Below are 24951 nucleotides of genomic sequence, written 5' to 3' on the forward strand. Positions count from 1 at the left end.
CAGAAGAGGGGAGAATGGGTCGACCATGGGGCGCACACTTGCGGAAAAGGTCTGGGACGCCCACGTGGTGCGGCGCGCCGACGGCGAACCGGATCTGCTGTACATCGATCTGCACCTGGTTCACGAGGTCACCTCGCCGCAGGCGTTCGAGGCCCTGCGGCTGGCCGGGCGGCCCGTGCGGCGTCCGGAGCTGACCCTCGCCACCGAGGATCACAACGTCCCCACCACCGACACGCTGGCGCCGATCGCCGATCCGATCTCGGCGGCTCAGGTGGAGGCGCTGCGGAAGAACTGCGCCGAGTTTGGGGTGCGGCTGTACCCGATGAACGACCCGGGCCAGGGCATCGTGCACGTCGTCGGCCCACAGCTCGGGCTGTCCCAGCCCGGCATGACGATCGTTTGCGGTGACAGCCACACCTCCACCCATGGCGCGTTCGGGGCGCTGGCTTTCGGGATCGGCACCAGCCAGGTCGAGCACGTCCTCGCGACCCAGACGTTGCCGCAGCGCAGGCCGAAGACGACGGCGATCACCGTGGCAGGCGACCTGCCCGTCGGGGTCACCGCGAAGGATCTCATCCTGGCGATCATTGCGCGGATCGGCACCGGCGGTGGTGCCGGCCACGTCATCGAGTACCGCGGTGCGGCGATCCGGGCCCTGCCGATGGAGGGCCGGATGACGGTCTGCAACATGTCCATCGAGGCCGGCGCGCGCGCCGGGATGATCGCGCCCGACGACGTCACGTTCGAGTATCTCGCCGGGCGGCCGCATGTCGCCACCGGTGCCGCCTGGGAGGAAGCGGTGGCCTACTGGCGTACCCTCGCCTCCGACTCCGACGCGGCCTTCGACCGGGAGGTCGTGATCGATGCCGTGAGCCTCACGCCCTACGTCACCTGGGGCACCAACCCGGGCCAGGCCGCACCGCTCGGATCGCTGGTTCCCGCGCCCGCCGACTACCCGGACGCGGCCGCGCGGGCCTCGGTCGAACGAGCGCTGACCTACATGGGCCTCACCCCCGGCACCCCGTTGTCCGACGTCGCCGTCGACACGGTGTTCATCGGATCGTGCACCAACGGGCGCCTGAGCGACCTGCGCGCCGCCGCCGACGTGCTGCGCGGCCGGCGGGTGAGCGAGGGGGTCCGGGTCCTGGTCGTTCCCGGCTCCATGGCGGTGAAGGCGCAGGCCGAGGCGGAGGGGCTCGACGAGGTCTTTCGGGCTGCGGGAGCGCAGTGGCGCAGCGCCGGCTGTTCGATGTGCCTCGGCATGAACCCCGACACGCTCCGGCCCGGCGAGCGCAGTGCCTCGACGTCGAACCGCAACTTCGAAGGCCGGCAGGGGCCGGGTGGGCGCACCCATCTCGTCTCGCCCGCGGTCGCCGCGGCCACCGCCGTGACCGGTCGGCTGACCGCTCCGGCGGATCTGTAGCGCGCCCGGCGTGGATCGTCGGTCCACGCACGACGGCGACCGTCGTTCATCCACGACTTCTTCGAGAGGGGAGCGTTTCCGCGATGGAGGCGTTCACGATTCACACCGGGCGCGCGGTGCCGCTGCGCCGCAGCGACGTCGATACCGATCAGATCATTCCGAGTGAGTGGCTCAAGCGGATCGAGCGGACGGGGTTCGGCGCCGGCCTGTTCGCGCAGTGGCGCGCCGACGACGGCTTCGTGCTGAACAACCCGGTGTACGCCGCGGCGTCGATCCTGCTGGCCGGCCCGGACTTCGGCACCGGTTCCTCGCGGGAGCACGCCGTCTGGGCGCTGCAGGACTATGGGTTCCGTGCCGTGCTCTCGCCCCGGTTCGCGGACATCTTCCGCGGCAACGCCCTCGGCAACGGACTGTTGCCGGTGCAGCTGCCGGCTGAGACGGTCGAGGCACTCATGTCCGCCGTCGAGGCGGATCCCACGATCGAGATCACTGTTGATCTCGTTGCGCGCGAGGTCCGGGGCGCGGGGCTGGTGGCCACCTTCGACCTCGACGATTTCACCCGCTGGCGGTTGATGGAGGGGCTCGACGACGTCGGGCTGACCCTTCGCCACGAAGAGATGATCACCTCTTTCGAGGCTGGCCGGCCCGCCTGGTCGCCGACCACCGCCTAACGCCCGGGGCTGTCACCCGGTCACCGGTGTCCGGGTGCGCCGGTTCCCGAGTACGCACCATCCGCCGGGACAGGGTCGGATCCGGTCCTGGCCGAGGGTTCACGGTGGCGCGTGTCATATCTCACATTCGGGAGGGTGAGATGGGTGGCGGGCGCATCGGGGGGAATTGATCGTCTCCGAGGGGGATGAATCGACTGTCGCGGCTGGCGTCCGGGCAGCTACCCATCGGAGTGGTATCGGCGAGGCCGGGAGCATCCGGCTACCAAAGGGTGACATTGCGCCCAAACCGAAAGGCAATTCTCGCTACTGAACGTAATGAATCTGCCGAACGGGCTATGCCGGCCGGACCCTACGCATCCCGTCGCCCACCGGAGCGAACCCGTTGACGTGCGGGTTTGTGTGACGCGACACGCTCACGGGAATTGCCCTCGACAGTGGAGATGCCTACGGTGCAGCGCAGTGTGATGCCCGATCTGCTCCCCACCCCGCGCCCGCGGGGGGCGTCCGGAGGTTGTTGTGAACAAGTCCCAGTTGGTTGACCGCATCGCCCAGCAGATCGAGGGCGGGCGGTCGAACGCCACCAAGGCCGTCGACGCGGTGTTCGACGCCATTCAGGAGGCCGTCGCGAGCGGAGAGAAGGTGACCATCACCGGCTTCGGCGTGTTCGAGCGGGTGGAACGTGCCGCCCGCACGGGTCGTAACCCGGCGACGGGTGAGCCCGTGCACGTCGCTGCCTCGGTCGTGCCAAAGTTCCGGCCCGGCTCCGAGTTCAAGTCGAGCGTCTCGGCGAGCAACGACTGACCATCGGTGCGGGCGCCGGGCTTACCGGTGCCCGCGCCGCATGGCGTCGGCCAGCAGGTCGTGCTGGTAGTCCGACAGGCGAACGTCGTCCGGCCCGGTCGTGCGTCGTTCCCAGTGGCCGTCGGACTGCAGCACCCAGGCGGACACCTCGTCGGAGAACGCGTGGTCGAGCATCTGCCGCAGGGTGTCTCGCCGGTCCGGGTGCGGGACGCGCACGAGCGCCTCGATACGACGGTCGAGATTGCGGTGCATCATGTCCGCACTGCCGATCCAGAACTCGCCGGACGAGGTGAACTCGAGGACCCGGCTGTGCTCCAGGAACCGCCCCAGGATCGAACGCACGTGGACCGTCTCCGACAGGCCCGGCACTCCGGGCCGTAGGGCGCAGATCCCGCGGACCAGGCAGTGCACGGGTACCCCGGCGATGGAGGCGTGATACAGGGCGTCGATCACCTGCTCGTCGACGAGGCTGTTGACCTTGATGCGGATCCCGGATTCCCGGCCATCCCGGGCAGCCTGGGCCTCGGCTTCGATCCGCTGCAGGATGCCGTCCCGCATGTGCTGCGGGGCGACCAGCAGCGAGCGGTACTCCGTCTGCCGGCTGTAGCCGGTGAGGACGTTGAACAGGTCGGTGAGATCCGCGCCCACGTCCGGGTCGGCGGTCAGCAGCCCGAGGTCCTCGTAGAGCCGAGCGGTCTTGGGGTTGTAGTTGCCGGTACCCACATGGCAGTAGCGGCGCAGGCCGCCGTGTTCCTGGCGTACCACGAGGCAGGTCTTGCAGTGGGTCTTCAGGCCGATGAGACCGTAGACCACGTGGCAACCGGCCCGTTCCAGCTCGCGGGCCCAGCGGATGTTGGCGCTCTCGTCGAACCGGGCCTTGATCTCGACGAGGACGACGACCTGCTTCCCCGCCTCGGCCGCGGCGATGAGGGCATCCACGATGGGGGAGTCCCCGGACGTGCGATAGAGCGTCTGCTTGATGGCGAGAACATGCGGATCGGCCGCCGCCTGCTCGATGAACCGCTGGACGGACGTGGTGAACGAGTCGTACGGGTGGTGGACGAGGACGTCGCCCTCCCGGAGCACGCTGAAGAAGTCCGGTGTCTCGCCCTCATCGGTCGTCAGCCGCGGATGTGTGATCGGGACCCGCGGCGTATCCCTCAGCTCCGGGCGGTCGAGGTCGTAGAGAGCCCACAGGGTCGACAGGTCGAGCAGGCCGGCGACCCGATGTACCTCGCGTTCGGTGATCTCCAGCTCCCGCATCAGCAGGATGAGCAAATCATTATCGATGGCGGCGTCCACCTCCAGGCGGACGGCGGGACCGAACCGGCGCCGGGCGAGCTCGCGCTCCAGGGCCTGGAGCAGATCCTCCGCCTCGTCCTCCTCGACCTCGAGGTCGGCGTTGCGGGTGACCCGGAACAGATGGGAGTCGATCACTTCCATGCCCGGGAACAGCTGGGAGAGATGGGCGGCGATCACTTCCTCCAGCGGGACGAAGCATGCGCTCGCCTGGGGGGCCAAGCCCCCCGGGACACCGGTCGTGCCCGTGGGCTCCACCGCCACGGGGATCAGCCGAGGAACGTTCTGGGGCACCTTCACCCGGGCGAAGCGGTCGACCTCCCCGCCCGGCTCACGGACCTGGACGGCCAGATTGAGCGACAGCCCGCTGATGTAGGGGAAGGGATGCGCCGGATCGACGGCGAGGGGGGTGAGCACCGGGAAGATCTGCTCGTGGAAATAGTGGTGCAGCTGATCACGCTGGGTCTCGGTCAGCTGGGACCAGAACCGGATGCTGATCCCGGCATGGGCCAGCGACGGCCCCACCTCTTCGGTGAAGCACCGCGAATGCCGCTGGGCGAGCTCGGCCGTCATCTTGCTGATGAGATCGAGTTGTTCCCGGGAGGTCAGCCCGTCGGCGGAACGGACGGCCAGTCCCGTCGTCTCGCGTCGCATCAGCCCCGCGACCCGGACCATGAAGAACTCATCCAGGTTGCTGGCGAAGATCGCCAGGAACTTCGCGCGCTCCAGCAGGGGCGTGGACACGTCCTCGGCGAGCGCGAGGACCCGGGCGTTGAAGTCGAGCCAGGACGCCTCCCGGTTGATGAAGCGGCCGGCGGGCAGGTCGGACGGCGCCGGCTGGCGCGGCGTCTCCAGAGGCTCGAGCAGGCCACTGCGGGCCTTGCGCTGAGGCTGTTCAGGATGGGTCGCCAGCAGCTCGCTCATGCCTGTAGATGGTGCCAGCCCCCGATGGACTCGGCAGCGTCGATCCGGCATCTCTGGCAGCGGGGGGCCGGATGGGACCCGTATCGCCGGTCTGACCCCGATCCGGACGCTGGCAGAGACCGCGCGGCACGCGAGGTATCCGCCTACTCTTTGTGATATAGCGATCACGCGCTACGGTGCCGAGGGGCGCCGTCGCGCTCGTTTGTATCTTGTCGTGATGTAGCCGGCCGTTTCCGTGGTCCGGTCGGATCCCTCTGCCCCAGGTGGCCGACTGCCCCAGGCGGCCGGCGCAGGGGGAGGAGGACAGGACGAGGGATGCTCGTCGACGCCGCCGCGATCGCCGCGGGCCTGACCGCGACACTAAGTTGTGCCCGGGCCGGTCGCCGTCTCGGTCGAGTACGGGGCCGCTGGCTGGTATGGCTGTCCTTCGCGCTGACGACCTGGACGGTCGGACAGGCCGGATGGATGCTGCACCGCTGGGACGGGGCATCGGTCGGAGGGCGGACCGCGACGGATGCCGGGTATCTCACCGACGTCGGCCAACTCGCCATGCCGGTCCTCGCGCTCGCCGCCTTCGCGGCTGTTCCCGCGGGTCGGGCGCGTCGATCACGACCGCGCGCGGGCGTGCTGGCGCCGGCAGGGATGGCTGGCCTCGCTGGGGGCACCAACCGCTGGCCGCCGAGTTCCCCGCGGCTCACCCGCGTCGCCGGGGCGGGCGGCGAGGGGGCGGGCGCCGCCTATCCGCGCGCCAGTCCGGCCACCGCGTTCGACGAGGTCATACTCGGCAACTCCCTGTTCCTGCTCGCCTGGTCCGGGGTGCTCGCCGGGATCGACGAAGTGGACTCCTCCCGCCCGCCGCAGCCGGTGGAGCATCTCCTCGCGGTTGCGCATCCGATCGTCGTGCTCCTGCTGATCCTCGTATTCCTGCACGTGGCAGGCTTCCGGCAGCCGGTGGATCTGCCCGCCATCGCGATCGCCGGAACCGGACTGGTGTGCCTCGCGGTCGTCGGCGTGTGGATCGTTCAGCTCGACGACGGTGATCCCACGATGACGGGTTCCTGCTCGGTCGCCGGCGCCCTGTTGATCGTTCTTGCGGCATCGCGTGCCGGCCGGGAGGACGGCCGGGAGAACGGCCGCCGGCCCCGCCGATGGCCTGTTCGCGGCGAACTGCTCGGATGGCTGTGGCCGGCGGTACCCTATGTCGCCGCGGCCGTGGTCGCGGCGCTTCTGCTGGGGCGGGCCCACGGCGGAGTCGTTCTCGATCCGATCGAGATCATCGGGGGTGCGACGCTCGTCCTCACCGTCCTCGTCCGGCAGCTGACGACCCTGCGGACGAGTCAGCGGTTGGCGAGCCGGGTCTGCGAGGCCGAACACGAGGTGCGGCACTGGACATCCCATGACCCGTTGACCGAGCTGGCCAACCGCACCCTGTTCCAGCAGCGGCTCACCGACGCCCTCGCCGCGAGCCGCCACGACGGCCGTGACGTGGCCGTTCTGTACTGCGACCTCGACGACTTCCGGGTCGTCAACGACAGCCTCGGGCACGCCGCGGGTGATCATCTGCTGCGCGCGGTCGGGCAACGGCTACGACACTGCGTAGGCACGTCGGACACTGTGGCGAGGCTCGGCTCCGACGAGTTCGCCGTGCTGTTGGACGGTGGGCGGGAACTGCCCGAGACCGTTGCCGAACGGGTCCTGGCCGCGCTGCGCCAGCCGGCGCCGGCCGCCGGTCACCTCTGGCCGGTCCGCGGGAGTGTGGGGCTGGTCGTCGCGCGTCGGACCCAGGAGACCACCGAGGCGCTGCTCCGGCGGGCCGACACAGCCGTCCACACGGCAAAACGAACGGGAAAGAACCGTCTGGTGGTCTACCGGCCCGGGCTGTGCCCGCCCAGCGCCGGCACGCACCTCGCCGACGCCCTCGCCACCGCCCTGCGCAGGGGAGGACGGTCGGCCGGCTTCGACGTGCACTACCAGCCCATCGTGCGGCTGCGCGATCGCAGTCCGGTCGCCTTGGAGGCGCTCGCCCGATGGACGGAGCCGGGGCGTGGACCGGTGCCACCGGGCACCTTTGTTGCGGCCGCGGAGGACGGCGGCATCGTCGGCGCCCTCGACGACATGGTCCTCACCCAGGCCTGCGCGGAGGTCGCCGTGGCGTACCCGGCCTCGGCACTGCGGCTGCACGTGAACGTCTCAGCCAGCAGGGTTGCCGACACCATGCTGCTCGACAGCGTCGCCCAGGCGCTGGCGGCCAGTCGATTCGACCCGGGCAGGCTGGTGGTCGAGATCACCGAAACGAGCCGGATCGACGATCTGCGCGGCGCACGCGAGGTGCTGAACGAGGTTCGTGCGCTGGGGGTGGCGGTCGCGCTCGACGACGTCGGTGCCGGCCACAGCACATTGGCCGCCCTCCATCAACTGCCGGTGGACGTCGTGAAGCTCGATCGGACGCTGCTCGAACTGCCCAGGGACGGACACCGGGTGGCGACGATGCGTCGATCGATGATCAGTCTCGCGCACGCCCTCGGTGCCGTCGTCGTGGCTGAGGGCATCGAGCGGGAAGGACAGATCGCCGAGCTCGAGGAGCTGGGTTGCGAGCTGGGTCAGGGATACTTCTTCGCCCGACCTGGTCCGCTCGCGTCGCTCACGATCCGGCGCTGGGTTCCGCCTACGATCCCCGGCGGTACGGACAGCCCTGGCTCCGCCGAGGTGCCCGGTTCGCCGCCGGGTCCGCCGGAGTCCTCCGCCGCGAGCGGGGAGTGATACCCGGCGGTCAGCGTCGCCCTGGTGGCCCAGCCCACCCCCAGGTCCCGGGCCTGCGCCAGATCCGCCAGCGTGTCGACGTCACGTCGCAGTCCCGGTACCGAGCCACCGAGGGTTCCCGTCAGATCCACCGCTCCGGAGCGACGGTGCGTGGCGTGACTGTGTGGTCCGAATGCGGGCTGCAGGATGGCGCCGGCCGACGCGGTCAGCAGAACGGTTCCCGTTCCGGCCGCGTCGGCGAGAACCGCGCGACGGTGCTGGCTCGCCTCGGACAGCGCCTGATGCAGCTCGGGGGGGCGCAGCGCGGGAAGGTCGGCGGAGAGGGCAGCCACCGCACGGGTGGGCCAGCGGGCCGAGGCCAGCGCGGCGCCGTGCACCAGGGCGGGATTGAGACCTCGGTCGGGTTCGTCCGGAATCACGACGAGCCGAGCACCCCTCGCAGCCGGGGAAAGGTCCGGTCGATCTGCGCCGATATAGTGGAGATTGGGGAGAGCCGACAGAGCGTGGTCGGCCGTCTGATCGTTCGTCACGATCATCACGGCGCCGACCAGACTGGTCTCGGACTCAAGTACCGCCGTCACCGTGTCCAAGACCATCGCAAGGGCCAGCCGGCTCCGGTCGGGGCGGTCCAGCCGGGTCTTCGCCCGGGTGAGGTTCTTCAGCGGCAGCACGACTGTCCAGGACACTCCGTTTCGTGGGAGCCACACGAAGGCGACCATAGGCCATGCCGACCCCGTGGTGCCCCGGGTCCTCCGGGCGCGGGCTGAACGCCGGAGCCGTGGCGCGTCCCCGGCATGCGGCGCATCCTGCGTGGTACCCGTCAGATCGGCGTCTACGGTCAGAGTGAGGACGCGGCGGGATGCGAGGTGCGAGGTGTCCAGCCGGCCGGACGTCGGTACCATGCGCGCGATCCATCCGGAGGGCACAATTATTGTCGATTCCCGCCACAAGGTAGAAAACGCCTCGATCGGTGTCGCCTTCCTCGTACCCATCGTCGGGGTTGCGATCGCTCCCCGCGCTCGGCCGGACGTTTCCCGGGGGACGAGGTGAGACGGGCCGCGGTGCTTACGGCCGGGTCCTGGGGAAGCGTGTTCGCGAAGGTCCTCGCGGATGCCGGAGCGCGGGTCAACCTGGTCGCCCGTGACCCTGAGATCGTCCGGGCGGTCAACACCCGCCATGTCAATCCGCGCTATCTGCCGGCGATCCAGCTGCCGGACCGGGTGCGCGCGATGTCCGACGCGGGGGAGGCGCTGGCCGGCGCGGAGTTCGTGGTGCTGGCCGTACCGTCTCAGGCGCTGCGCTCCGTCCTCGTGGGATGGGCGCCCCTGATTGGGCCCGACGCCGTCTACGTCAGTCTGATGAAGGGGGTGGAGGTGGGCAGTCAGTTGCGGATGAGCGAGGTCATCACGCAGGTCACGGGCGTGTCGCCGGACCGGATCGCGGTGGTGAGCGGTCCGAATCTGGCGCCCGAGATCGCCGCCGAGCAGCCGGCGGCGACTGTGATCGCCAGTACCTCGACGAGCACGGCGGAGGCCGTCCAGGCGGCGTGCTGGACGGCCTATTTCCGCCCCTACACCAACACCGACGTGATCGGCTGCGAGCTGGGCGGAGCGATCAAGAACATCATCGCGCTGGCTGCCGGCATGCTGGAGGGAATGGGTTTCGGCACCAACAGCCTCGCCTCGTTGATGACGCGCGGCCTGGCCGAGACCCTCCGACTCGGGGTCGCGCTGGGTGCCGATCCGATGACCTTCGCGGGACTGGCGGGACTGGGGGATCTCGTGGCGACCTGCGGCTCCCCGCTCTCGCGCAACCGCACCTTCGGCGAGAAACTCGGGCGTGGCCTCACGCTCGCGCAGGTGGAGGCCGAACAGCAGCAGGTCGCCGAGGGGGTGCGCTCCTGCCGCCCCCTGCTCGCCATGGCCGATGACCTGGGCGTCTCCATGCCGATCACCCGTCAGGTCGAACGGGTCCTCTATGAGGGTCTTCCTCCGATGGAGGCCGTCAAGGATCTGATGAGTCGGGAGCCGGGCCCGGAGTACCGGCTCCGTCTCTGACCTGCCCGCGCGCCTGACCTGCCCGCGCCTGGCCCGGCAGCACCATCGTTCCGGTCAGGCCGGGGCGTGGTCGGTGCCGGGGGGCGAACCCACGGCCTGCGTGTCGATGAGCGCTCCGATCGAGCGCAACTTACCCACCGGGTCCTCGTAACCGCGTTCGAGGAAACGGGTCCCGCGGATGACGCTGGTGCCGTCGGCCACCAGCGCGGCCAGCACGTAGGCAAAGCCGGCGCGCAGGTCGGGGATCGCCAGATCACCGCCGGTGAGGGAGGTCGGCCCGCTCACGACCGCCGAATGCTCGAAGTCCCGGGACGCGAACCGGCAGGCCTTCCCACCGAGGCACAGGGTCGACAGGGCGATGTCGGCGCCCATCTCGGCCAGCTGTCTGGTGTACCCGAACCGGTCCTTGTAGATCGTCTCGTGGATCACGGAGGCACCCCCGGCCTGGGTGAGCAGGACGACCAGGGGCTGCTGCCAGTCGGTCATGAACCCGGGGTGCACGTCGGTCTGCACATGTGACGCGGTCAACGGCCGGGCCCGGAAGAAGGTCATTCCCCGCGGGGTGACCTCGAACTCGCCACCGAGCCGGCGGAGGTGGTTGAGGAAGGTCGCCAGATGTTCCTGGCGGGCACCGACCACCTCCACCCTGCCGTCGGTGGCCACCGCGGCCGAGGCGAAGGACGCCGCTTCGATGCGGTCGTGGATCGGGGCGTGGGTGGCTCCCCGCAGTGCGCCGACCCCCTGCACCACGATCGTGCGGTCGACTTCCACGTCGACGAGGGCGCCCATCTGCTGCAGGAACATGATGAGGTCGATGACCTCGGGTTCCACCGCCGCATTCGAGATGACGGTCGTACCCTGTGCCCGGACCGCGGCCAGGAGCAGGTTCTCGGTCGCGCCGACGCTCGGGAACGGCAGTGCGACATGGGTGCCGTGCAGACCCAGCGTCTTGACCTGGACGGAACGTATCTGCTCGACGATCTCTGCACCCATGGCACGCAGGCCGGCGAGGTGGAAGTCGACGGGGCGCTTGCCGATCCGGCAACCGCCGGGCAGCGGGATCACGGCTTCGCCGACGCGGTGCAGGAGCGGGCCCATCATCAGGATCGGTATCCGGTTGACCCCGGAGTAGGCCTCGGACAGCGACGCGTCGATGATCTTTTCGGTGGCGAGTCGCACAGTGTGCTCGTCCAGCCACTCCACCTGAGTGCCGAGTTCGGCGAGCATGCCCAAGACCACGTCGACCTCGGCGATCCGAGGCACCCGGGTCAGGGTGCACGGCTCTGGCGTGAGGAGGGTGGCGACGAGCAGCTTGGTGACCGAGTTCTTGGCCCCGGACGCCTCGACCGAGCCGGTGAGCGGAGCACCGCCGACGATGCGGTACCATCTTCGGTCCGTGCTGGTGGATGGTACCACTCCCGAGCTGTGCGCCCCCACGGGCTACCTCCACGGTGATGATGCGGATGCGTGACGTGCGTCAGGTCACGTGCGGCGGGGCGATTGAACCAGACGCCACCGGCGCGGCCCGAGCCCGACTCTCAGGCCGCTACCTACGGTGACGATAGCCATGGTCTACCGGGCCGATCCCCGCGCCGAGCGGAAAGCCGCTGGCCAGGGCGCCACTGACGTAGGCCTTGGCGGACTGTGCGGCCTCGGCGTGACCACGCCCCTGCGCCAGGTGCGCGGCGATCGCGGAGGCCAGCGTGCAGCCGGTGCCATGGGTGTGCCGCCGGTCCAGGCGGGGGCTTCGGAGGACGACCTCGGTGGTCCCGTCGGTGAGCAGGTCGACCGCGTCGCCGGGAAGATGCCCGCCCTTCACCAGCACCCAGCGCGGGCCCAGGGCGAGCATCGCCTCGGCGGCTCTGGGCAGGCCGGCGATGTCCCGCACCTCCACCCCGGTCAGCAGACGTACCTCGTCGAGGTTCGGTGTGGCGATGGTGGCACGGGGCATGAGCTCCGTACGGACCACCTCGACCGCCTCCGGGGCCAGCAGGGGGTCGCCGTGCTTGGAGACGCTGACCGGATCGACCACGACGGGCACGTCGAGCCGCGAGAGCTCGGCGGCGACCAACGAGACCAGTGCGGCGGAGGAGAGCATCCCCGTCTTCACCGCGTCGACCCCGATGTCCGCCACGACCGCTCTGATCTGGGCTCGGACCGCTTCCGGAGGGAGATCCCACACACCATGGACGCCCAGGGAATTCTGTGCCGTCACCGCGACGATCGCACTCATGCCATGGACGCCGAGGGCGAGCATCGTCTTGAGATCCGCCTGGATGCCCGCGCCGCCGCCCGAATCCGATCCGGCGATCGTCAGTACGCGGGGCGGGGCGGGGCTCGGTCCCGGCGGCGGCTCGCTCCGGATACTCCGAGCGTTCGCGTGTCTCCTATTCATCGCTCTGGGTAGCGTCGTCGTGGTTGCCATCACAACCGGGTACCGAGCCGACCAGCTGACCCCCACGATTGGGGTTCCGGATGAGGCCGGGCGACCCCTCAGTCGGTCGCCGCCGGCCGATCTGAGTAAATTCCTCGACCTCGGAGGCTCTCATCCGGGCCGTTTGCCTGTTACCTTCTGTCGGCCCGTAGTTCTGCTCGACGGGCTGTCGACGTCCGACGAGGGAGCGTCTGTGGTCCACGCGTACATCCTTATCCAGACCGAGGTCGGCAAGTCCTCCTCGGTTGCCAAGGAGATCGAGCAGATCCCCGGGGTCACTCAGGCCGAGGACGTCACCGGCCCCTATGACGTCATCGTCCGGGCGGAGGCGGCCACCGTCGACGACCTCGGGAAGATGGTCATGGCGAGAGTGCAGTCGGTCGACGGCATCACCCGCACGCTGACCTGCCCGGTTGTTCACTTCTGAGCTTCTCCGTCCCGACGTGGGTCAGGTCGGCTCCGGGACGGGGGGACCCGGTGACGCCGGTGGCGCGCCAGAATCGGGACATGGCCACCGGTGGTGAGCAAGCCGAGTGGGGCGGGCGCCCGGCAGGGGGCAGGCGCCGGCCGGGGCGGTCAGGTCGGTCTCCGGTGTTCGTCGCCTCGTGGGTCCTGCTCGCGCTGGTCGGATGCGGCGGTCCCGGATCGATCCGGCTGACCAACGTGCCGATTCCCGCGGAGTCGGCCCGCTCGTCGTGCGTGGACCTGGTCCACGACCTTCCCCCGTCGCTCGGGGACGACCTCGACCGCCGGGCACTGGACCCCCCGCAGACCACGGCAGCGGCCTACGGCGCGACGCCGGTGGTGCTCACCTGCGGCGCGTCGGGTCTTCCGGCAAGCTACCGTCCCGATGCGATGCTGTCCGTCGTCGACGATGTGGGGTGGTTTGCCGAGGACCTGGGCGGGACGACGGTGCGCTATTCCACTCCGACGCGGCAGCCCCAGGTGGTTCTCATCCTGCCCGCCGACGTGCAGGCGTTCGAGGTACTCGTCTCGGTCGCCCCCGCCGTGCGGGCGCACAGCAGGTCGACGACATCCTGAGACGAGCTCCCGGCCATTCCGCCCGGCGGAACGCCTCTGCGCCGTCACGGGCCCGGGTGGCGTGAGGTGCCGGGCGGTCAGCGCAGCCCCGCTCCGTCGCGCAGGGCCAGCCTGACGAGCCGGTCCACCAACTGCGGATAGGTGACCCCGCTCGCCTCCCACATCCGCGGGAACATCGAGGTAGGGGTGAAACCGGGCATCGTGTTGACCTCGTTGATGATCACATGGTGGTCAGCCGTGACAAACATGTCAACCCGCGCGAGCCCGGCGCAGTCCAAGGCCTCGAATGCCGCGATTGCCACTCTCCGCACCTCCTCCCGTACCGCGTGGGGCAAATTGGCCGGGACGTCGAAGTGGGTGGCGTCGGACATGTACTTGGCCTCGAAGTCGTAGAAGCCGGCCGAAGATGTGACGATGATCTCGGCGGGCACGCTCGCCTCGGCACCGGGGCCGTCCAGAGTTCCGAGGACCCCGCACTCGATCTCGCGGCCGACGATCGCCGACTCCACCAGGACCTTGGGGTCGCTGGCGCGGGCTGCCTTGATCGCGGTGTCCAGGTCCGCCCAGGCATCGACCCGGCTGATCCCGATACTCGACCCGCCGCGCGCGGGCTTCACGAAGACGGGCAGCCCCAGCCGTTCCTGGTCGGCCCCGGTGAGCGTGTCACCGGCCCGCAGGACGGCGTAGGACCCGACGGGAAGGCCGGCGGCCCGCAGCAGTGCCTTCATGTGTTGCTTGTCCATGGCGGCCGCGCTGGCGAACACCCCGGAGCCGACGTAGGGCAGGCCGGCCATCTCCAGGAGGCCCTGGACCGTCCCATCCTCCCCGAAGGGGCCGTGGAGCAGCGGGAAGACCACGTCGATGTCCCCGAGGGTGTCGCCGCTCCCGAGGGTGCTCCTGGCAGCGTCGAGGCCGCCGCGGGGGCGGCGCGGCAGCAGACCGGGCGTCGTCGGATCCGCGGCCAGGACGACGCTCTCACCGCGGGCCGCGACGACGGCGGGCAGCCGGTCTCCCGTCACCGCGAGGGCGGTCGGGTCGTCCGGCAGCATGACCCAGCGGCCATGCATGTCGATGCCGACCGGGACGACGTCGTAGACGTCACGATCCAGGGCTCGCAGTACGCCGCTGGCCGATACACAGGAAATCGCGTGTTCGGTGCTGCGGCCACCGAACAGGAGGGCGAGCCGAATCCGACGCCTGGAGCCTGCCATGCCGGGACACTAACGGATCGGCGTCGGTGACCGGCACCGTACCCGACGTGGATGTGGCCGTGCTCCGCCTCGACGTCCGCGGGAGGCCCGCGTCCGGTGTCGCCCCCTCCGGCCGGAGGGCTCAGGCGCGAGAGACCTTGCCCGCCTTGATGCAGGAAGCGCAGACGTTCAGCCGCTTGGGGGTCCCGCCCACGACCGTGCGCACGGTCTGGATGTTGGGGTTCCACCGACGGCGCGTGCGTCGGTGGGAGTGGGAGACCGACATACCGAAGCCCGGCCCCTTGCCGCAGACGTCACACACCGAAGACACGAGAAACACTCCGTCGAAGTAGTAGCCGAAGTCGAAGTAGTACTGGTCCCGGTAGGCGTGCCCGGGACGTCAGGGGACTCAGAACCAGGATCGTACGCAACCCGGAACCCGCAACCCCGACGGCGCCGCCGGGGGACGCGCGTAGCGATGACCCGCTTGAGGTTACCCCACCTTCTGTGGCCCAGATGATGCGGCGGGAGCCGGTGGGCCTCGGTACTGTCGGTGGTCCGGTGCACTATCGGTGATGTGGTCGACCTCGACACGCCCCTGAAGGCTCTCGTCGGCGCGCGTGCCGCCGCCCTCTTGGCCGATGGCCTGGAGCTGAGGCTGGTTGGTGATCTGCTGGGGCACCTGCCCCGCCGGTACCACGAGAGAGGCGAGCTGACGGACCTCGCGGACCTCGTCGTCGGTGAGACGGTGACGGTCCAGGCCCGGGTCGAGAAGACAGAACGCCGCCCGATGCGCGGCACCCGGAAGTCGATGGTGCGCGTGACGGTGACGGACGGCCGGCATTCACTGTCGCTGACCTTCTTCAATCAGAGCTGGCGGGAGCGTGACCTCCGTCCCGGGACGACCGCGCTGTTCGCCGGCAAGGTCGACGAGTTCCGCGGGCGGCGTCAGCTGACCAACCCGGAGGTCCAGCTCCTCGAACCCGAGGAGAGCGGGGAAGCCGCCAGCGGTGCGCCGTTCGCGAACGCGCTGGTTCCGATCTACCCCGCCTCCGCCAAGGTGCCGAGCTGGACGCTGGCGAGGTGCGTCCGGCTGGCGTTGGACTCTCTCGATCCCGTCGAGGATCCGCTGCCGGACGATCTCCGCAGCCGGTACCGCCTGCCCGCTCTGGCCGAGGCCTTCCGGCTGGTTCACCAGCCCGCGAACCGTGGTGAGATCGCCTCCGGTCGTCGGCGCCTCACCTGGGATGAGGCTCTGGTGTTGCAGGTGGCGTTGGCCCAACGGCGTCGTGAGGTGGAGGCGATGGCGACGACACCCCGGCCGCAGCGTCCGGATGGTCTACTGACGGCGTTCGACGCCGCTCTGCCCTTCCCCCTCACGACGGGCCAGCGCGAGGTGGGGAAGACGATCGCGGCCGAGATCGGTCGGCCCGTTCCGATGCATCGCCTGCTGCAGGGAGAGGTGGGTTCGGGCAAGACACTGGTCGCCCTGCGGGCGATGCTCACCGTGGTCGACACGGGCGGTCAGGCGGTACTCCTGGCGCCCACCGAAACTCTTGCCGCTCAGCACAGCCGAAGCCTCCGGGAGATGCTCGGCGACCTGGCCCGGGCAGGAGAACTAGGAGCCGATCATCGGGCCACGCGGGTGACGTTGGTCACCGGATCGATGGGGGCGCGTGCGCGGCGGGAGGCTCTGGCGGAGATCGCAGACGGTTCCACCGGTCTGGTGGTCGGCACTCATGCCCTGCTGCACGATGAGGTGATCTTTAGCGATCTTGGTCTGATCGTCGTTGACGAACAGCATCGTTTCGGCGTCGAACAGCGGGACACGCTGCGAGCGCGTGGACGACGTCCTCCCCACCTTCTTGTGATGACCGCGACGCCGATTCCCCGGACGGTCGCGATGACCGTGTTCGGTGATCTCGAAGTCTCCGAGCTCACTGAACTGCCGGCGGGACGCTCTCCCATCGGGACGTTCGTGGTGCCGGCGAGCCAGAGATCCTGGACGGATCGGATGTGGGGACGAATCCGCGATGAGGTGGCCGCCGGGCATCAGGCCTATGTCGTGTGTCCCCGGATCGGTGCGGGCGGGGAGGATGAGTGCGGGGAGGATGACCCCGCCGGATCCTCGGCGGCTGGTCCGGATCCGCGAGCGTCCCGACCAGCTGCGACAGTGTGTGAGGTGCTGCCCCTGCTGGTGGATGGCGATCTTGCGGATCTCAGGGTTGAACCACTGCACGGTCGTCTCGCACCCGGGCAGCGGGAGGCCACCATGAACCGATTCGCGGCCGGCGAGGTCGACGTGCTGGTCGCCACCACCGTCATCGAGGTGGGAGTGAACGTACCGAACGCAACAGTGATGGTCGTCCTGGACGCGGACAGGTTCGGTGTGTCCCAGCTGCACCAGTTGCGCGGGAGGGTCGGCCGGGGCACCGCGCCCGGCTGGTGTCTTCTGCATACAGCGGCCGAGCCGGGATCCCCCGCCTGGGAGCGGCTCAGCGCGGTCGCCGCCACCAGCGACGGGGCGAAGCTGGCCCGTCTCGACCTCGCGCAGCGTCGGGAGGGCGATGTGCTTGGGGCCGCTCAGTCCGGCGGGCGACGATCCCTGAAGCTCCTGGAACTTCTTCGTGACGAGGACCTGATCCGCGACGCACGCGCGGAGGCCGGTCGCCTGGTTGACGACGACCCCGGGTTGGACCGGCATCCCGCACTGCGCCGGCTGCTCGACGCGGTTCTCGACGACACCAGTGTCGCCTTCCTCGAGAAGGGATGACCGGGTGGCCCGATGACGCGCATCATCAGTGGGACCGCGGGTGGTCGGCGGCTCGTGGTTCCACCCGGGACAACCACCCGTCCGACCTCGGAACGTGCCCGTGAGGGATTGTTCAACACCTTGTCGACCTGCCTGGATCTGCGGGGCGCTCGGGTTGCCGATCTTTATGCCGGATCTGGTGCGGTCGGTCTGGAAGCGCTGTCTCGGGGTGCCGCTCATGCCCTTCTCGTTGACCGCGATCCGGTCGTGATACGCACTCTGCGGCGGAACGTGACAGCGATGGGACTGTCGGGCGCGAAGATCGTGCAAGCCGCGGTAGAGCGTGTGGTGCAGAACGCCTCGGGTAATCCCTACGACGTGGTTTTCCTCGATCCGCCGTACGCGATGCGCGACTCGGAACTCGGCGAAGTGCTGTCAAAGCTGCTGGCGGCCGCCTGGTTGACTGCGGACAGTGTCTGCGTTGTCGAAAGATCGCACCGCTCGGGCCCGGTCGCCTGGCCTGACGGGTTGTGTGCGCTGCGCGACCGGAGGTACGGGGAGGGCGCTCTCTGGTACGGTATTCGATCATGAGGAGGGCAGCCTGTCCCGGTTCATTTGATCCGATCACCAACGGTCATCTCGACATCATCGTCCGAGCGAGCAGACTCTTCGATGAGGTCGTGGTCGCCGTATCGATCAACAAGAACAAAGTCACCTTGTTCACCGTCGACGAGCGGATGGAGCTCATCAGGGAGGCCCTGCGTGATCATCCGATGGCGCCGTCCAACGTCCTGGTGGATGCGTCCCACGGGCTGATCGTCGATTTTTGTCGGAGCAGGGGTATCCAGTCGATCGTCAAAGGACTGCGTGCGGTCAGCGACTTCGACTATGAGCTTCAGATGGCGCAGATGAACAATTCGCTTGCGGGCGTGGAGACTCTTTTCATGAGCACGAACCCGCAATACGCTTTTTTGTCCTCCAGCCTGGTGAAGGAGGTCGCGCGTTACGGGGGCGATGTGTCGGGGCTGGTACCCGATGTGGTACTCAAACAGCTCCGTGAGCGTCTCGCTCAGTAACTCCCGCCGGGTGGGTAGCCGCCGACCGACTTCCGCCGGGCTCTCCCGCCGTTCCCGACCGTCCGGGCTCCGGGCCGGTCGCGGGGGGGGTGAGCGGTGCCCGAGTGGGTTCCTGGGCGGAGGTCCGCCGCCCGCCGGGCTCGGGTGCCCGGAGATCTCGGCAGCCTGATCGGATCGTCCGCGGCGCCGATCGGATAGGCTAGGACCGCAGTAGCTGACCGGCTCGGTAGTTAGCCGGCTCGGTAGCTGACCGGCTCGCAGTAGCTGACTGGCTGGAGTCTGTTCGTCGATCCTCTGGGAGGGTCCAGGCCTCTGGGAGGGTCCAGGGCGCCGTCGACGCCGGGCCGCCTCCGTCGTCAGCGACGCCGGGTAGCTATACCACCACGAAGGCCCTGTTTCGGCCGGGCTTCCTGACATTGACGTAGATGTGAATTTGACTGCCGCCATGACTGGATCCCACTCTCGCCGTCGGACCCCGAAGGGTCCCCTTGTGCTGGACACCCGTGAGCTCGGTCGGCGGCCCGGGTCGATGCGGCTTGTCCGGGCGGAGGCGGAACTTCCCGCCGGTCTCGGAACCGAGATGATGTGGGTGCCGGCTGGCGCGAGCGCCACCTTGGACCTGCGTCTCGAATCGGTGATCGAGGGTGTTCTGGTCAGCGGGACCGTCGTGGCGCCGCTTCGGGGTGAATGTGCGCGCTGCCTGGACGACGTGTCTGAGGCCAGCATGGTCGAGTTTCGCGAGCTGTTCTACTACCCTGACCGAGCCGTGGACCTGGGTGACGACGAAGACGCTCGGGTACTAATCGATGATCATGCGGACATCGAGCCCGTGGTGCGGGATGCCCTGGTGCTCAACCTTCCGCTGTCACCCATCTGCCGCCCGGACTGTGCGGGACTCTGCGTGGACTGCGGGGTGCGTCTCGACGATGTCGAGCCTGGACATTCCCATGCGCGATCCGACCCGAGATGGGCGGCGCTGTCCGCGCTGGCCGACAGCGGAGCAACGGGAACCGAGAAGGGTCGCACCGACCCTCATGAGAGCAAGGAGAAGGAATAGTGGCCGTCCCGAAGCGGCGCACCTCGCGCAGCAACACCCGGTCCCGGCGTTCGCAGTGGAAGGCCAAGGTGCCGACCCTCGCAAAGTGCTCGCGGGGGCACGTGATCCGGCCGCACACCGTCTGTGGCACGTGCGGCCGGTACAACGACCGTCAGGTGCTTGACGTCTGACCCGGTGTGACACGTATCGCTGTTGACCTGGTGGGGGAGGGGTCCCCTTCCGGGCCTCTCCTCGAGACATTGCCCAGTGCGCTCGACGCCGATCCGCATCTGGTGCTCACTCTGGTGACATCCGGTGACGCCGTCCGGGATGACCTTGCTCGCCTGGGAATTGTGCCAGGCGAGCGCGTTCTGCTCGCCACGGCCGCTCGCGGCGTTTCGGCGGGCCCGGAGGCATTGCGTGAAGTGCGAGCACGTCGGGACTCCGGCGTCCGGGTAGCGGCGCGCCTGGTCCGCGACGGACATGCCGATGCGATGGTCTCGGTAGCCCCGGCCGAAGCCGTGGTCGCCTCGGCTCAGTTCACCTACGGTCTGCTACCCGGGGCGACGCGGGCCACCCTCGCCTCGATTGTCGGCGGGTCGAATGCCCCCGTCGTGCTGTGTGACGCGGGGGCGACGGTTGATGTGACGGCGGACGAACTCGCCCAGTTCGCGGTCGCGGGCAGCGCGTACGCCGCGGTTCGCTTCGCCGTCGACGCTCCTCGCGTCGGGCTTCTGACGGCGCGTCCAGCGATCCCCGACACCTTGCGGCGAGCCGCCGACGAGCTGCTCCGATCGCTTGATCTGCACTATGTCGGCCCGCTGACGGCTGATCGGCTCCTCGCGGCTCCGTGGACGGGCGAGCCGGGCGACGGCCAGAGGATCGATCATCGCCGCGGAGTCGACGTGGCGGTCACCGACGGATTCACCGGAGATGTCCTGATGTCCGTCATCCGGGGGATGCGATGGTGGGAATCTCATCGGGGTACGGGGCACCCGCCCAGGGCCGGTCTGGATCCGGGATGGGGAACGTTGGAAGATCCTGATGTGCGGGGGGGAACGATCGTGCTGGGGGTCGATGGTGTCGCGGTCCACGCGGAGCGGGCGCCGGGTGAAGCCGGCGACAGCCAGGCAGTCGGGCTGCTCGCGGCGCTGAGGGCGGCGTCGGCCGCGGTCCGTGTGGACCTGGCTTCTCGGACCCGAGCGGCGATGGCGACCTTGGTGGCGCATCGCCGGGCCTTGGCCGGGCTGGTCGGATGACCCGCCAGTTGCCACCCCCGCCGCCGCGGGACGGCCTGATCGAGGTACTCGAGGTCGCCATCGACCCCGAGCTGCTCGACCGCGCACTCACCCACCGCTCCTACGCCTACGAGAAGGGCGGCCTGCCCACCAACGAACGCCTGGAGTTCCTGGGCGATGCGGTGCTTGGTCTGGTGGTGACGGCGGCATTGTTCATCCGCCACCCGGATCTTCCCGAGGGGCAGCTCGCCAAGCAGCGGGCCTCGGTTGTGAACATGCGGGCTCTCGCGGACGTGGCACGGGGGATCGGACCCACCGGGCTCGGTCCGTACCTACTGCTGGGCCGGGGGGAGGAGACCACCGGGGGACGCAACAAGGCGAGCATTCTCGCCGACACCCTCGAGGCCATCATCGGGGCGGTCTATCTGTCCTCAGGCTTCGACGTGGCCTCCGGTTTCGTGCACCGTCTCTTCGATCCCCTGCTGGACGAGGCCGCCGGCCGGGGCGCAGGGCTTGACTGGAAGACCTCACTGCAGGAACAGACGGCGGTGCTGGCTCTCGGACCGCCTGAATATGTCGTCGAGGAGGCCGGTCCGGACCACGCGAAGCGGTTCACCGCCTACGCGAGGATCGCGGGAGAGCCACTGGGCGAGGGCGAAGGGGGAAGTAAGAAGGAGGCTGAGCAGCGGGCGGCCGCCGCGGCTTTCGCGGTTCTCGAGGAACGGTCGGCCCTGGGGCGGGAGGACGGTTCGGGCGTGGATGTCGTCGGCGGAGATCACGAGAAGTCCGCCATCGGCGGCCTCGATCACGATCGGGTCTCGGGCCCGTGAGAGCGGATGATCACCCGTTGCCTCGATTCGCTTCCTCAGTGGTGGCGACAGATTCATCGAGCCACGTCGAGGGTCCGGTGTCATCCCACTGACCCGGCCCGATGACCGGAGATCATGCCAGAACTCCCCGAAGTAGAGGTTGTTCGCCGCGGTCTGGAACGTGGTGTCGTCGGTCGCGTCATCGCATCGGTTGACGTCCACCATCCTCGTGCGGTGCGCCGTCATCTGGCCGGTGCCGCCGACTTTTCGGCGCTGCTCGTCGGCTGCCGGATAACGGCGGCACGACGTCGCGGCAAGTATCTGTGGCTGGTGCTTCAGCCGCCGGTAGACCATGCGGCGTGCGCTCCGGTGGTTCCAGAAGAACCACCGGAGGAGGAATCAGCTGCCGTGCTGGCCGAGATGTCTCCGCCTGCCCTGCCCCCAGGTCATCCGGCCCAGGGGGATGCGCTGATCGCCCATCTCGGGATGAGCGGACAGTTGCTCGTCGTTCCACCCGCCACCCCCGACCAGAAGCATCTGCGGATCCGGTTCGTCTTCACGGACGGAGGACGCGAACTGCGATTTGTGGATCAACGTACCTTCGGTGGCCTGGCGGTCGCGGTGGGGGAAGCGGATCTGCCTGCTCCCGTCGCGCACATCGCCAGGGATCCCCTGGACCTCGCCTTCGACGAGCGCCTCGTCACGGAGAGGATGCGTCGACGCCGTACCGGCGTGAAGCGGGCCCTGCTCGATCAGACACTTGTCAGCGGGGTCGGGAACATCTACGCGGACGAGGCCCTGTGGGCCGCGAAGCTGCACTACGCGCGGCCGACCGAGACCCTCACTCGGGCGGAGGTCGGCAGGCTGCTGGATTGCGCGCGGACGGTGATGACCGCGGCTCTCGAGGCGGGCGGTACGTCCTTCGACCGCCTGTACGTGTCGGCGGACGGAGTCAGCGGGCTGTTCGAACGGTCGCTACAGGTGTACGGCCGTGCGGGTCGGCCGTGCACACGATGCGGAGACGCGGTGCGCCGGGACGCTTTCATGAACCGGTCGAGCTTCACCTGCCCCACCTGCCAGCCGCACCCAGGGCGGGCCAGATGGTAAGGTTCGATCACACGTTCGAATCCCGCGACTCTCGGGTGCCTGCGGCTCTCGGGTGGGGTGCCGGGCGTGGCGTCCGCGATAGTCGGTGGGGAGCCAGACCTGCCGCGGCGTTCACAGTTATCGCCTCGTCCAGGGCCGAGACCGGGCTGCCGGGATCGGTGAGGCATCATCCGACACGTCGGTTGGCTGGCCTGCCCCCGACGCGACATGGACGGAGGCGCGATGAATCCGGATGCCCTGCTCGGTCGTATACGGAAGCTGTTGGCGATGGCGGAGGCGGAGGGGCTGAGCGAAGCCGCCCGCGAAACCTATAACAGCAAGGCAGCCGAGCTGATCGCCCAGTACGGGATCGACCGCGCGCTGGTCGAGGAGGCGTCGCCGCACCGCGTCGAGGCGGCTGACCTGGTGGTGGCCGTCGATTCGCCCTATGCCCGGGACAAGATCTCGTTGCTCGCGGGCATTGCCGCACCGCTTGGTTGTCGGCTCGTGTACCGGACCGAGCAGCGTGCAGTGGGGACGGGGCACTCCGCTCATCTGTTCGGGATGGATGCGGATATCCACCGCGTGCAGATGTTGTTTACCTCGTTGCTGGTCCAGCAGGCACAGGGGTTGGCTCTCGCCCGTCCGCCACGCCGGGAGGACCCGCGGGCGTTTCGTCGGTCGTGGATGGCCGGCTTCGCGGTGGCGGTGGCGGAGAGACTGACCAGGACGGAGCGGATGGCCCGGGAGCGGGCGCAGACCCAGCAGAAGCAGACCCGGGAGAACGGATCAGACGGGCCCTCGACGACGCCGTCGGTGGGCGTCGTCCTGGCGAATCGAAGCCAGCGGGTGGATGCGCACCTGGCAAGCGTCTACCCTAGGTTGCGAGCGCCAAGGACACGCCAGCTCTCCGGGAGCGGCGGTCGTGCGGGCTACCAGGCCGGCGAGCGGGCTGATCTTGGTCTGGGTAACCGGGTGTCCAGCCGCGTCTCACCGGCGATCGGCATGAGGTGAATCGTAGGGGTGGTAGTTATGAGTGGTACTGACTACTATTTGCCGCCCGGCAGATTGGGCACCGCTGTCTGGGTAGGCCCTGCGGTACGCGGCGGGGCGTAGCCAGGACCAATAATCTTGTCTGCGCTGTCGACCGGCTCCGGGGTCACCTGGCGGTCACCATCGGTGCTCGCGTGCGGGGCGGGTAGCGTGCCGCCGTCCTGGGAGAAGTTCTGGCCGCAACCGCTGAGAAGGAGTGCCGAGCCGAGAGCTCCACACGCGAGTAGCACGGCAGCGGACCGGCGGCGGAAACGTGGCCGGTCCGGCCGTTCCAGTCGATGATCATCCTGTCGCCGTGTCCCTCTCGGTCGGCCTGCCATGTCTGGGAAGTATGTGGTATCCACAATGGCTAGTACCCTACCGTGCTGATGAGCGATGTATCCGCGGAGCAGAGGGAGTCCGGACACGCCGTGGTCCGATTCACTGCCCGGGTCGCCGGCCTTGTCCAGGGCGTCGGCTTTCGTGACTACGTGCGTACCCGGGGCCGGCGCCTGGGCCTGGTCGGATCCGCCACCAACCTCCCGGACGGGGCGGTCGAGGTGGTTGCGGAAGGGCCGGAGCCGGCCTGTCGTGACCTTCTGCACTTGTTGATGACGGGTCACACCCCTGGGCGGACGGACAGGGTGGAGGCTGTGTGGCAGGTGGCGCAGAGCGATCTGACCGACTTCCGGCGAAAGTGACTGGTTGCAGACGCTGTGTTGTCGGAACTGTCGTGGGGATGACCGTCCGCTTTTTACATGTTCACCGGACCGGCTCGGGAGCATGTGGCATGCTCTTGACTTTCGGTCACTCGACGTGGGAGCCTGGAGTCATTGTTTGGGGCGCACTCTGATCTGTTCGGATCTTGTGCTGTCTGACACCCACTAGGTCACTCATCGTGGAGGACCATCACTATGGCGAAGGCCCTTTTTGGCCACGTCGGTTCCGGCGGCGACTTGCGTCTCTCTTACGAGGTGCGTCGGCTTCGTGCCCGTGTAGCGGAGCTCGAGGCAGAACTGGCTCGAGTACGTGAAGTCAACGAGGCGTTGGTGGGTGGTGTCGACGTGCCGGAGGATGTCCGGGCGCTCGACGCTGAACCGGCGTTCAGCTGAGCTGGCGGGGCGTTTCCCGGGGAGGCGCCCCCTCATAGTGGGTATGCCCGGTTACGTGGGCAAGGCTCCGTTTCTGCGGGTGTCATGATCACCGAGGTCGCTGAGATCGTCGGATCGGTCGTTCTCTTGCCGGCTCGTCTCTGTCCAGTGATGTTGCCTGTGTGTCTCGGATCACCTTGGCGGCTCTATAGTGGCTCTTCGAAGTTAAGC

The 24951-nt window shown here is 68.9% G+C and carries 23 protein-coding genes and 1 pseudogene; 18 read left to right on the forward strand and 6 right to left on the reverse strand.

Annotated elements, in window-relative coordinates; all coding sequences use genetic code 11:
* Positions 1-25 precede the first annotated feature (25 nt).
* The 3 genes from leuC (at position 26) to AC08OQ_RS01975 (ending at position 2895) form a co-directional block, all read left to right on the forward strand.
* Positions 26-1423 (forward strand): 3-isopropylmalate dehydratase large subunit, encoded by a 1398-nt coding sequence (gene leuC, locus AC08OQ_RS01965; protein WP_462186121.1) that lies wholly within the window; start codon positions 26-28, stop codon positions 1421-1423.
* 83 nt (positions 1424-1506) lie between these two features.
* A complete protein-coding gene (leuD, locus tag AC08OQ_RS01970; RefSeq protein ID WP_476599836.1) occupies positions 1507-2094 on the forward strand; it encodes a 3-isopropylmalate dehydratase small subunit in 588 nt (195 codons plus the stop codon).
* A 516-nt stretch (positions 2095-2610) separates the two neighbouring features.
* Entirely contained in the window at positions 2611-2895 is a 285-nt protein-coding gene (locus AC08OQ_RS01975; protein WP_011437995.1) for an HU family DNA-binding protein, read from the forward strand.
* A 21-nt stretch (positions 2896-2916) separates the two neighbouring features.
* Here the strand turns inward: AC08OQ_RS01975 and AC08OQ_RS01980 are convergent, their stop codons facing one another.
* A complete protein-coding gene (locus tag AC08OQ_RS01980) occupies positions 2917-5118 on the reverse strand; it encodes an RNA degradosome polyphosphate kinase (RefSeq protein ID WP_476599834.1) in 2202 nt (733 codons plus the stop codon).
* Between the two features lie 315 nt (positions 5119-5433).
* Here AC08OQ_RS01980 and AC08OQ_RS01985 point away from each other — a divergent pair, with 315 nt between their 5' ends.
* Complete coding sequence (locus tag AC08OQ_RS01985; RefSeq protein WP_476599833.1) at positions 5434-7878, forward strand: putative bifunctional diguanylate cyclase/phosphodiesterase; 2445 nt, start codon at positions 5434-5436, stop codon at positions 7876-7878.
* Positions 7879-7964: 86 nt separating this feature from the next.
* On the opposite strand, the pseudogene cofC reads toward AC08OQ_RS01985, so the two are convergent.
* Positions 7965-8870, reverse strand: a pseudogene (gene cofC, locus AC08OQ_RS01990) (2-phospho-L-lactate guanylyltransferase); the annotation flags it as partial.
* A gap of 54 nt (positions 8871-8924) precedes the next feature.
* Here cofC and AC08OQ_RS01995 point away from each other — a divergent pair.
* Entirely contained in the window at positions 8925-9935 is a 1011-nt protein-coding gene (locus tag AC08OQ_RS01995) for an NAD(P)H-dependent glycerol-3-phosphate dehydrogenase (protein ID WP_476599831.1), read from the forward strand.
* A gap of 54 nt (positions 9936-9989) precedes the next feature.
* Here AC08OQ_RS01995 and murA read toward each other — a convergent pair whose 3' ends face one another.
* Entirely contained in the window at positions 9990-11372 is a 1383-nt protein-coding gene (murA, locus tag AC08OQ_RS02000) for a UDP-N-acetylglucosamine 1-carboxyvinyltransferase (RefSeq protein ID WP_476604442.1), read from the reverse strand.
* Positions 11373-11481: 109 nt separating this feature from the next.
* The gene (gene thiD / locus AC08OQ_RS02005) at positions 11482-12330 is read right to left on the reverse strand and encodes a bifunctional hydroxymethylpyrimidine kinase/phosphomethylpyrimidine kinase (RefSeq protein WP_476600581.1); all 849 of its coding nucleotides are present in this window, start codon (positions 12328-12330) and stop codon (positions 11482-11484) included.
* Between the two features lie 232 nt (positions 12331-12562).
* Here thiD and AC08OQ_RS02010 point away from each other — a divergent pair, with 232 nt between their 5' ends.
* On the forward strand, positions 12563-12796 hold the full coding sequence (locus AC08OQ_RS02010) for an Lrp/AsnC family transcriptional regulator (RefSeq protein ID WP_011437987.1): 234 nt from the start codon (positions 12563-12565) through the stop codon (positions 12794-12796).
* Positions 12797-12960: 164 nt separating this feature from the next.
* Positions 12961-13410, forward strand: a complete 450-nt coding sequence (locus AC08OQ_RS02015; RefSeq protein WP_462186113.1) for a DUF3515 family protein — start codon at positions 12961-12963, stop codon at positions 13408-13410.
* 77 nt (positions 13411-13487) lie between these two features.
* Here AC08OQ_RS02015 and AC08OQ_RS02020 read toward each other — a convergent pair whose 3' ends face one another.
* Both AC08OQ_RS02020 and rpmB read right to left on the reverse strand, forming a co-directional pair.
* Positions 13488-14621 (reverse strand): D-alanine--D-alanine ligase family protein, encoded by a 1134-nt coding sequence (locus AC08OQ_RS02020; RefSeq protein WP_476600579.1) that lies wholly within the window; start codon positions 14619-14621, stop codon positions 13488-13490.
* Between the two features lie 121 nt (positions 14622-14742).
* Positions 14743-14931, reverse strand: a complete 189-nt coding sequence (gene rpmB, locus AC08OQ_RS02025; protein ID WP_011437984.1) for a 50S ribosomal protein L28 — start codon at positions 14929-14931, stop codon at positions 14743-14745.
* A gap of 246 nt (positions 14932-15177) precedes the next feature.
* Here rpmB and recG point away from each other — a divergent pair, with 246 nt between their 5' ends.
* The 11 genes from recG to AC08OQ_RS02080 all read left to right on the forward strand — a co-directional run bounded on the left by recG (position 15178) and on the right by AC08OQ_RS02080 (position 24741).
* Entirely contained in the window at positions 15178-17373 is a 2196-nt protein-coding gene (recG, locus tag AC08OQ_RS02030; RefSeq protein WP_476600577.1) for an ATP-dependent DNA helicase RecG, read from the forward strand.
* A gap of 12 nt (positions 17374-17385) precedes the next feature.
* Entirely contained in the window at positions 17386-17943 is a 558-nt protein-coding gene (gene rsmD, locus AC08OQ_RS02035; protein ID WP_476600575.1) for a 16S rRNA (guanine(966)-N(2))-methyltransferase RsmD, read from the forward strand.
* The gene (coaD, locus tag AC08OQ_RS02040; RefSeq protein ID WP_011437981.1) at positions 17940-18428 is read left to right on the forward strand and encodes a pantetheine-phosphate adenylyltransferase; all 489 of its coding nucleotides are present in this window, start codon (positions 17940-17942) and stop codon (positions 18426-18428) included. The genes rsmD and coaD overlap by 4 nt, the downstream gene beginning before the upstream one ends.
* 445 nt (positions 18429-18873) lie before the next feature.
* Positions 18874-19485 (forward strand): YceD family protein, encoded by a 612-nt coding sequence (locus AC08OQ_RS02045; protein ID WP_476591574.1) that lies wholly within the window; start codon positions 18874-18876, stop codon positions 19483-19485.
* Positions 19485-19655 (forward strand): 50S ribosomal protein L32, encoded by a 171-nt coding sequence (gene rpmF, locus AC08OQ_RS02050; protein ID WP_011437979.1) that lies wholly within the window; start codon positions 19485-19487, stop codon positions 19653-19655. Before AC08OQ_RS02045 ends, rpmF begins: the two co-directional genes overlap by 1 nt.
* Before the next feature lie 6 nt (positions 19656-19661).
* Positions 19662-20723 carry a phosphate starvation-inducible protein PhoH gene (locus AC08OQ_RS02055; protein ID WP_462202744.1) on the forward strand — a complete coding sequence of 354 codons (1062 nt, stop codon included), beginning with the start codon at positions 19662-19664 and terminating at the stop codon, positions 20721-20723.
* Positions 20720-21532, forward strand: coding sequence for a ribonuclease III (gene rnc, locus AC08OQ_RS02060; protein ID WP_462186108.1), 813 nt, complete (start codon positions 20720-20722; stop codon positions 21530-21532). Before AC08OQ_RS02055 ends, rnc begins: the two co-directional genes overlap by 4 nt.
* A 114-nt stretch (positions 21533-21646) precedes the next feature.
* Complete coding sequence (gene mutM / locus AC08OQ_RS02065; protein WP_476600573.1) at positions 21647-22618, forward strand: bifunctional DNA-formamidopyrimidine glycosylase/DNA-(apurinic or apyrimidinic site) lyase; 972 nt, start codon at positions 21647-21649, stop codon at positions 22616-22618.
* A gap of 222 nt (positions 22619-22840) precedes the next feature.
* Positions 22841-23611, forward strand: a complete 771-nt coding sequence (locus tag AC08OQ_RS02070; RefSeq protein ID WP_462202743.1) for a DUF2786 domain-containing protein — start codon at positions 22841-22843, stop codon at positions 23609-23611.
* Positions 23612-24018: 407 nt separating this feature from the next.
* Positions 24019-24330, forward strand: coding sequence for an acylphosphatase (locus tag AC08OQ_RS02075; protein WP_035731396.1), 312 nt, complete (start codon positions 24019-24021; stop codon positions 24328-24330).
* A 213-nt stretch (positions 24331-24543) separates the two neighbouring features.
* Complete coding sequence (locus AC08OQ_RS02080) at positions 24544-24741, forward strand: hypothetical protein (protein WP_462202741.1); 198 nt, start codon at positions 24544-24546, stop codon at positions 24739-24741.
* The last annotated feature ends 210 nt before the right edge of the window (positions 24742-24951 follow it).

Source organism: Frankia sp. CcCS3 (genome assembly GCF_977927575.1).

Excerpts from the sequence above, each read along its gene's own strand:
- leuC (WP_462186121.1), top strand. The coding sequence starts at position 26 with ATGGGGCGCACACTTGCGGAAAAGGTCTGGGACGCCCACGTGGTGCGG.
- leuD (WP_476599836.1), top strand. The coding sequence starts at position 1,507 with ATGGAGGCGTTCACGATTCACACCGGGCGCGCGGTGCCGCTGCGCCGC.
- AC08OQ_RS01980 (WP_476599834.1), bottom strand. The coding sequence starts at position 5,118 with ATGAGCGAGCTGCTGGCGACCCATCCTGAACAGCCTCAGCGCAAGGCC.
- AC08OQ_RS01985 (WP_476599833.1), top strand. The coding sequence starts at position 5,434 with ATGCTCGTCGACGCCGCCGCGATCGCCGCGGGCCTGACCGCGACACTA.
- thiD (WP_476600581.1), bottom strand. The coding sequence starts at position 12,330 with ATGAATAGGAGACACGCGAACGCTCGGAGTATCCGGAGCGAGCCGCCG.
- AC08OQ_RS02020 (WP_476600579.1), bottom strand. The coding sequence starts at position 14,621 with ATGGCAGGCTCCAGGCGTCGGATTCGGCTCGCCCTCCTGTTCGGTGGC.
- rsmD (WP_476600575.1), top strand. The coding sequence starts at position 17,386 with ATGACGCGCATCATCAGTGGGACCGCGGGTGGTCGGCGGCTCGTGGTT.
- coaD (WP_011437981.1), top strand. The coding sequence starts at position 17,940 with ATGAGGAGGGCAGCCTGTCCCGGTTCATTTGATCCGATCACCAACGGT.
- AC08OQ_RS02045 (WP_476591574.1), top strand. The coding sequence starts at position 18,874 with ATGACTGGATCCCACTCTCGCCGTCGGACCCCGAAGGGTCCCCTTGTG.
- rnc (WP_462186108.1), top strand. The coding sequence starts at position 20,720 with ATGACCCGCCAGTTGCCACCCCCGCCGCCGCGGGACGGCCTGATCGAG.
- mutM (WP_476600573.1), top strand. The coding sequence starts at position 21,647 with ATGCCAGAACTCCCCGAAGTAGAGGTTGTTCGCCGCGGTCTGGAACGT.
- AC08OQ_RS02070 (WP_462202743.1), top strand. The coding sequence starts at position 22,841 with ATGAATCCGGATGCCCTGCTCGGTCGTATACGGAAGCTGTTGGCGATG.
- AC08OQ_RS02075 (WP_035731396.1), top strand. The coding sequence starts at position 24,019 with ATGAGCGATGTATCCGCGGAGCAGAGGGAGTCCGGACACGCCGTGGTC.
- AC08OQ_RS02080 (WP_462202741.1), top strand. The coding sequence starts at position 24,544 with ATGGCGAAGGCCCTTTTTGGCCACGTCGGTTCCGGCGGCGACTTGCGT.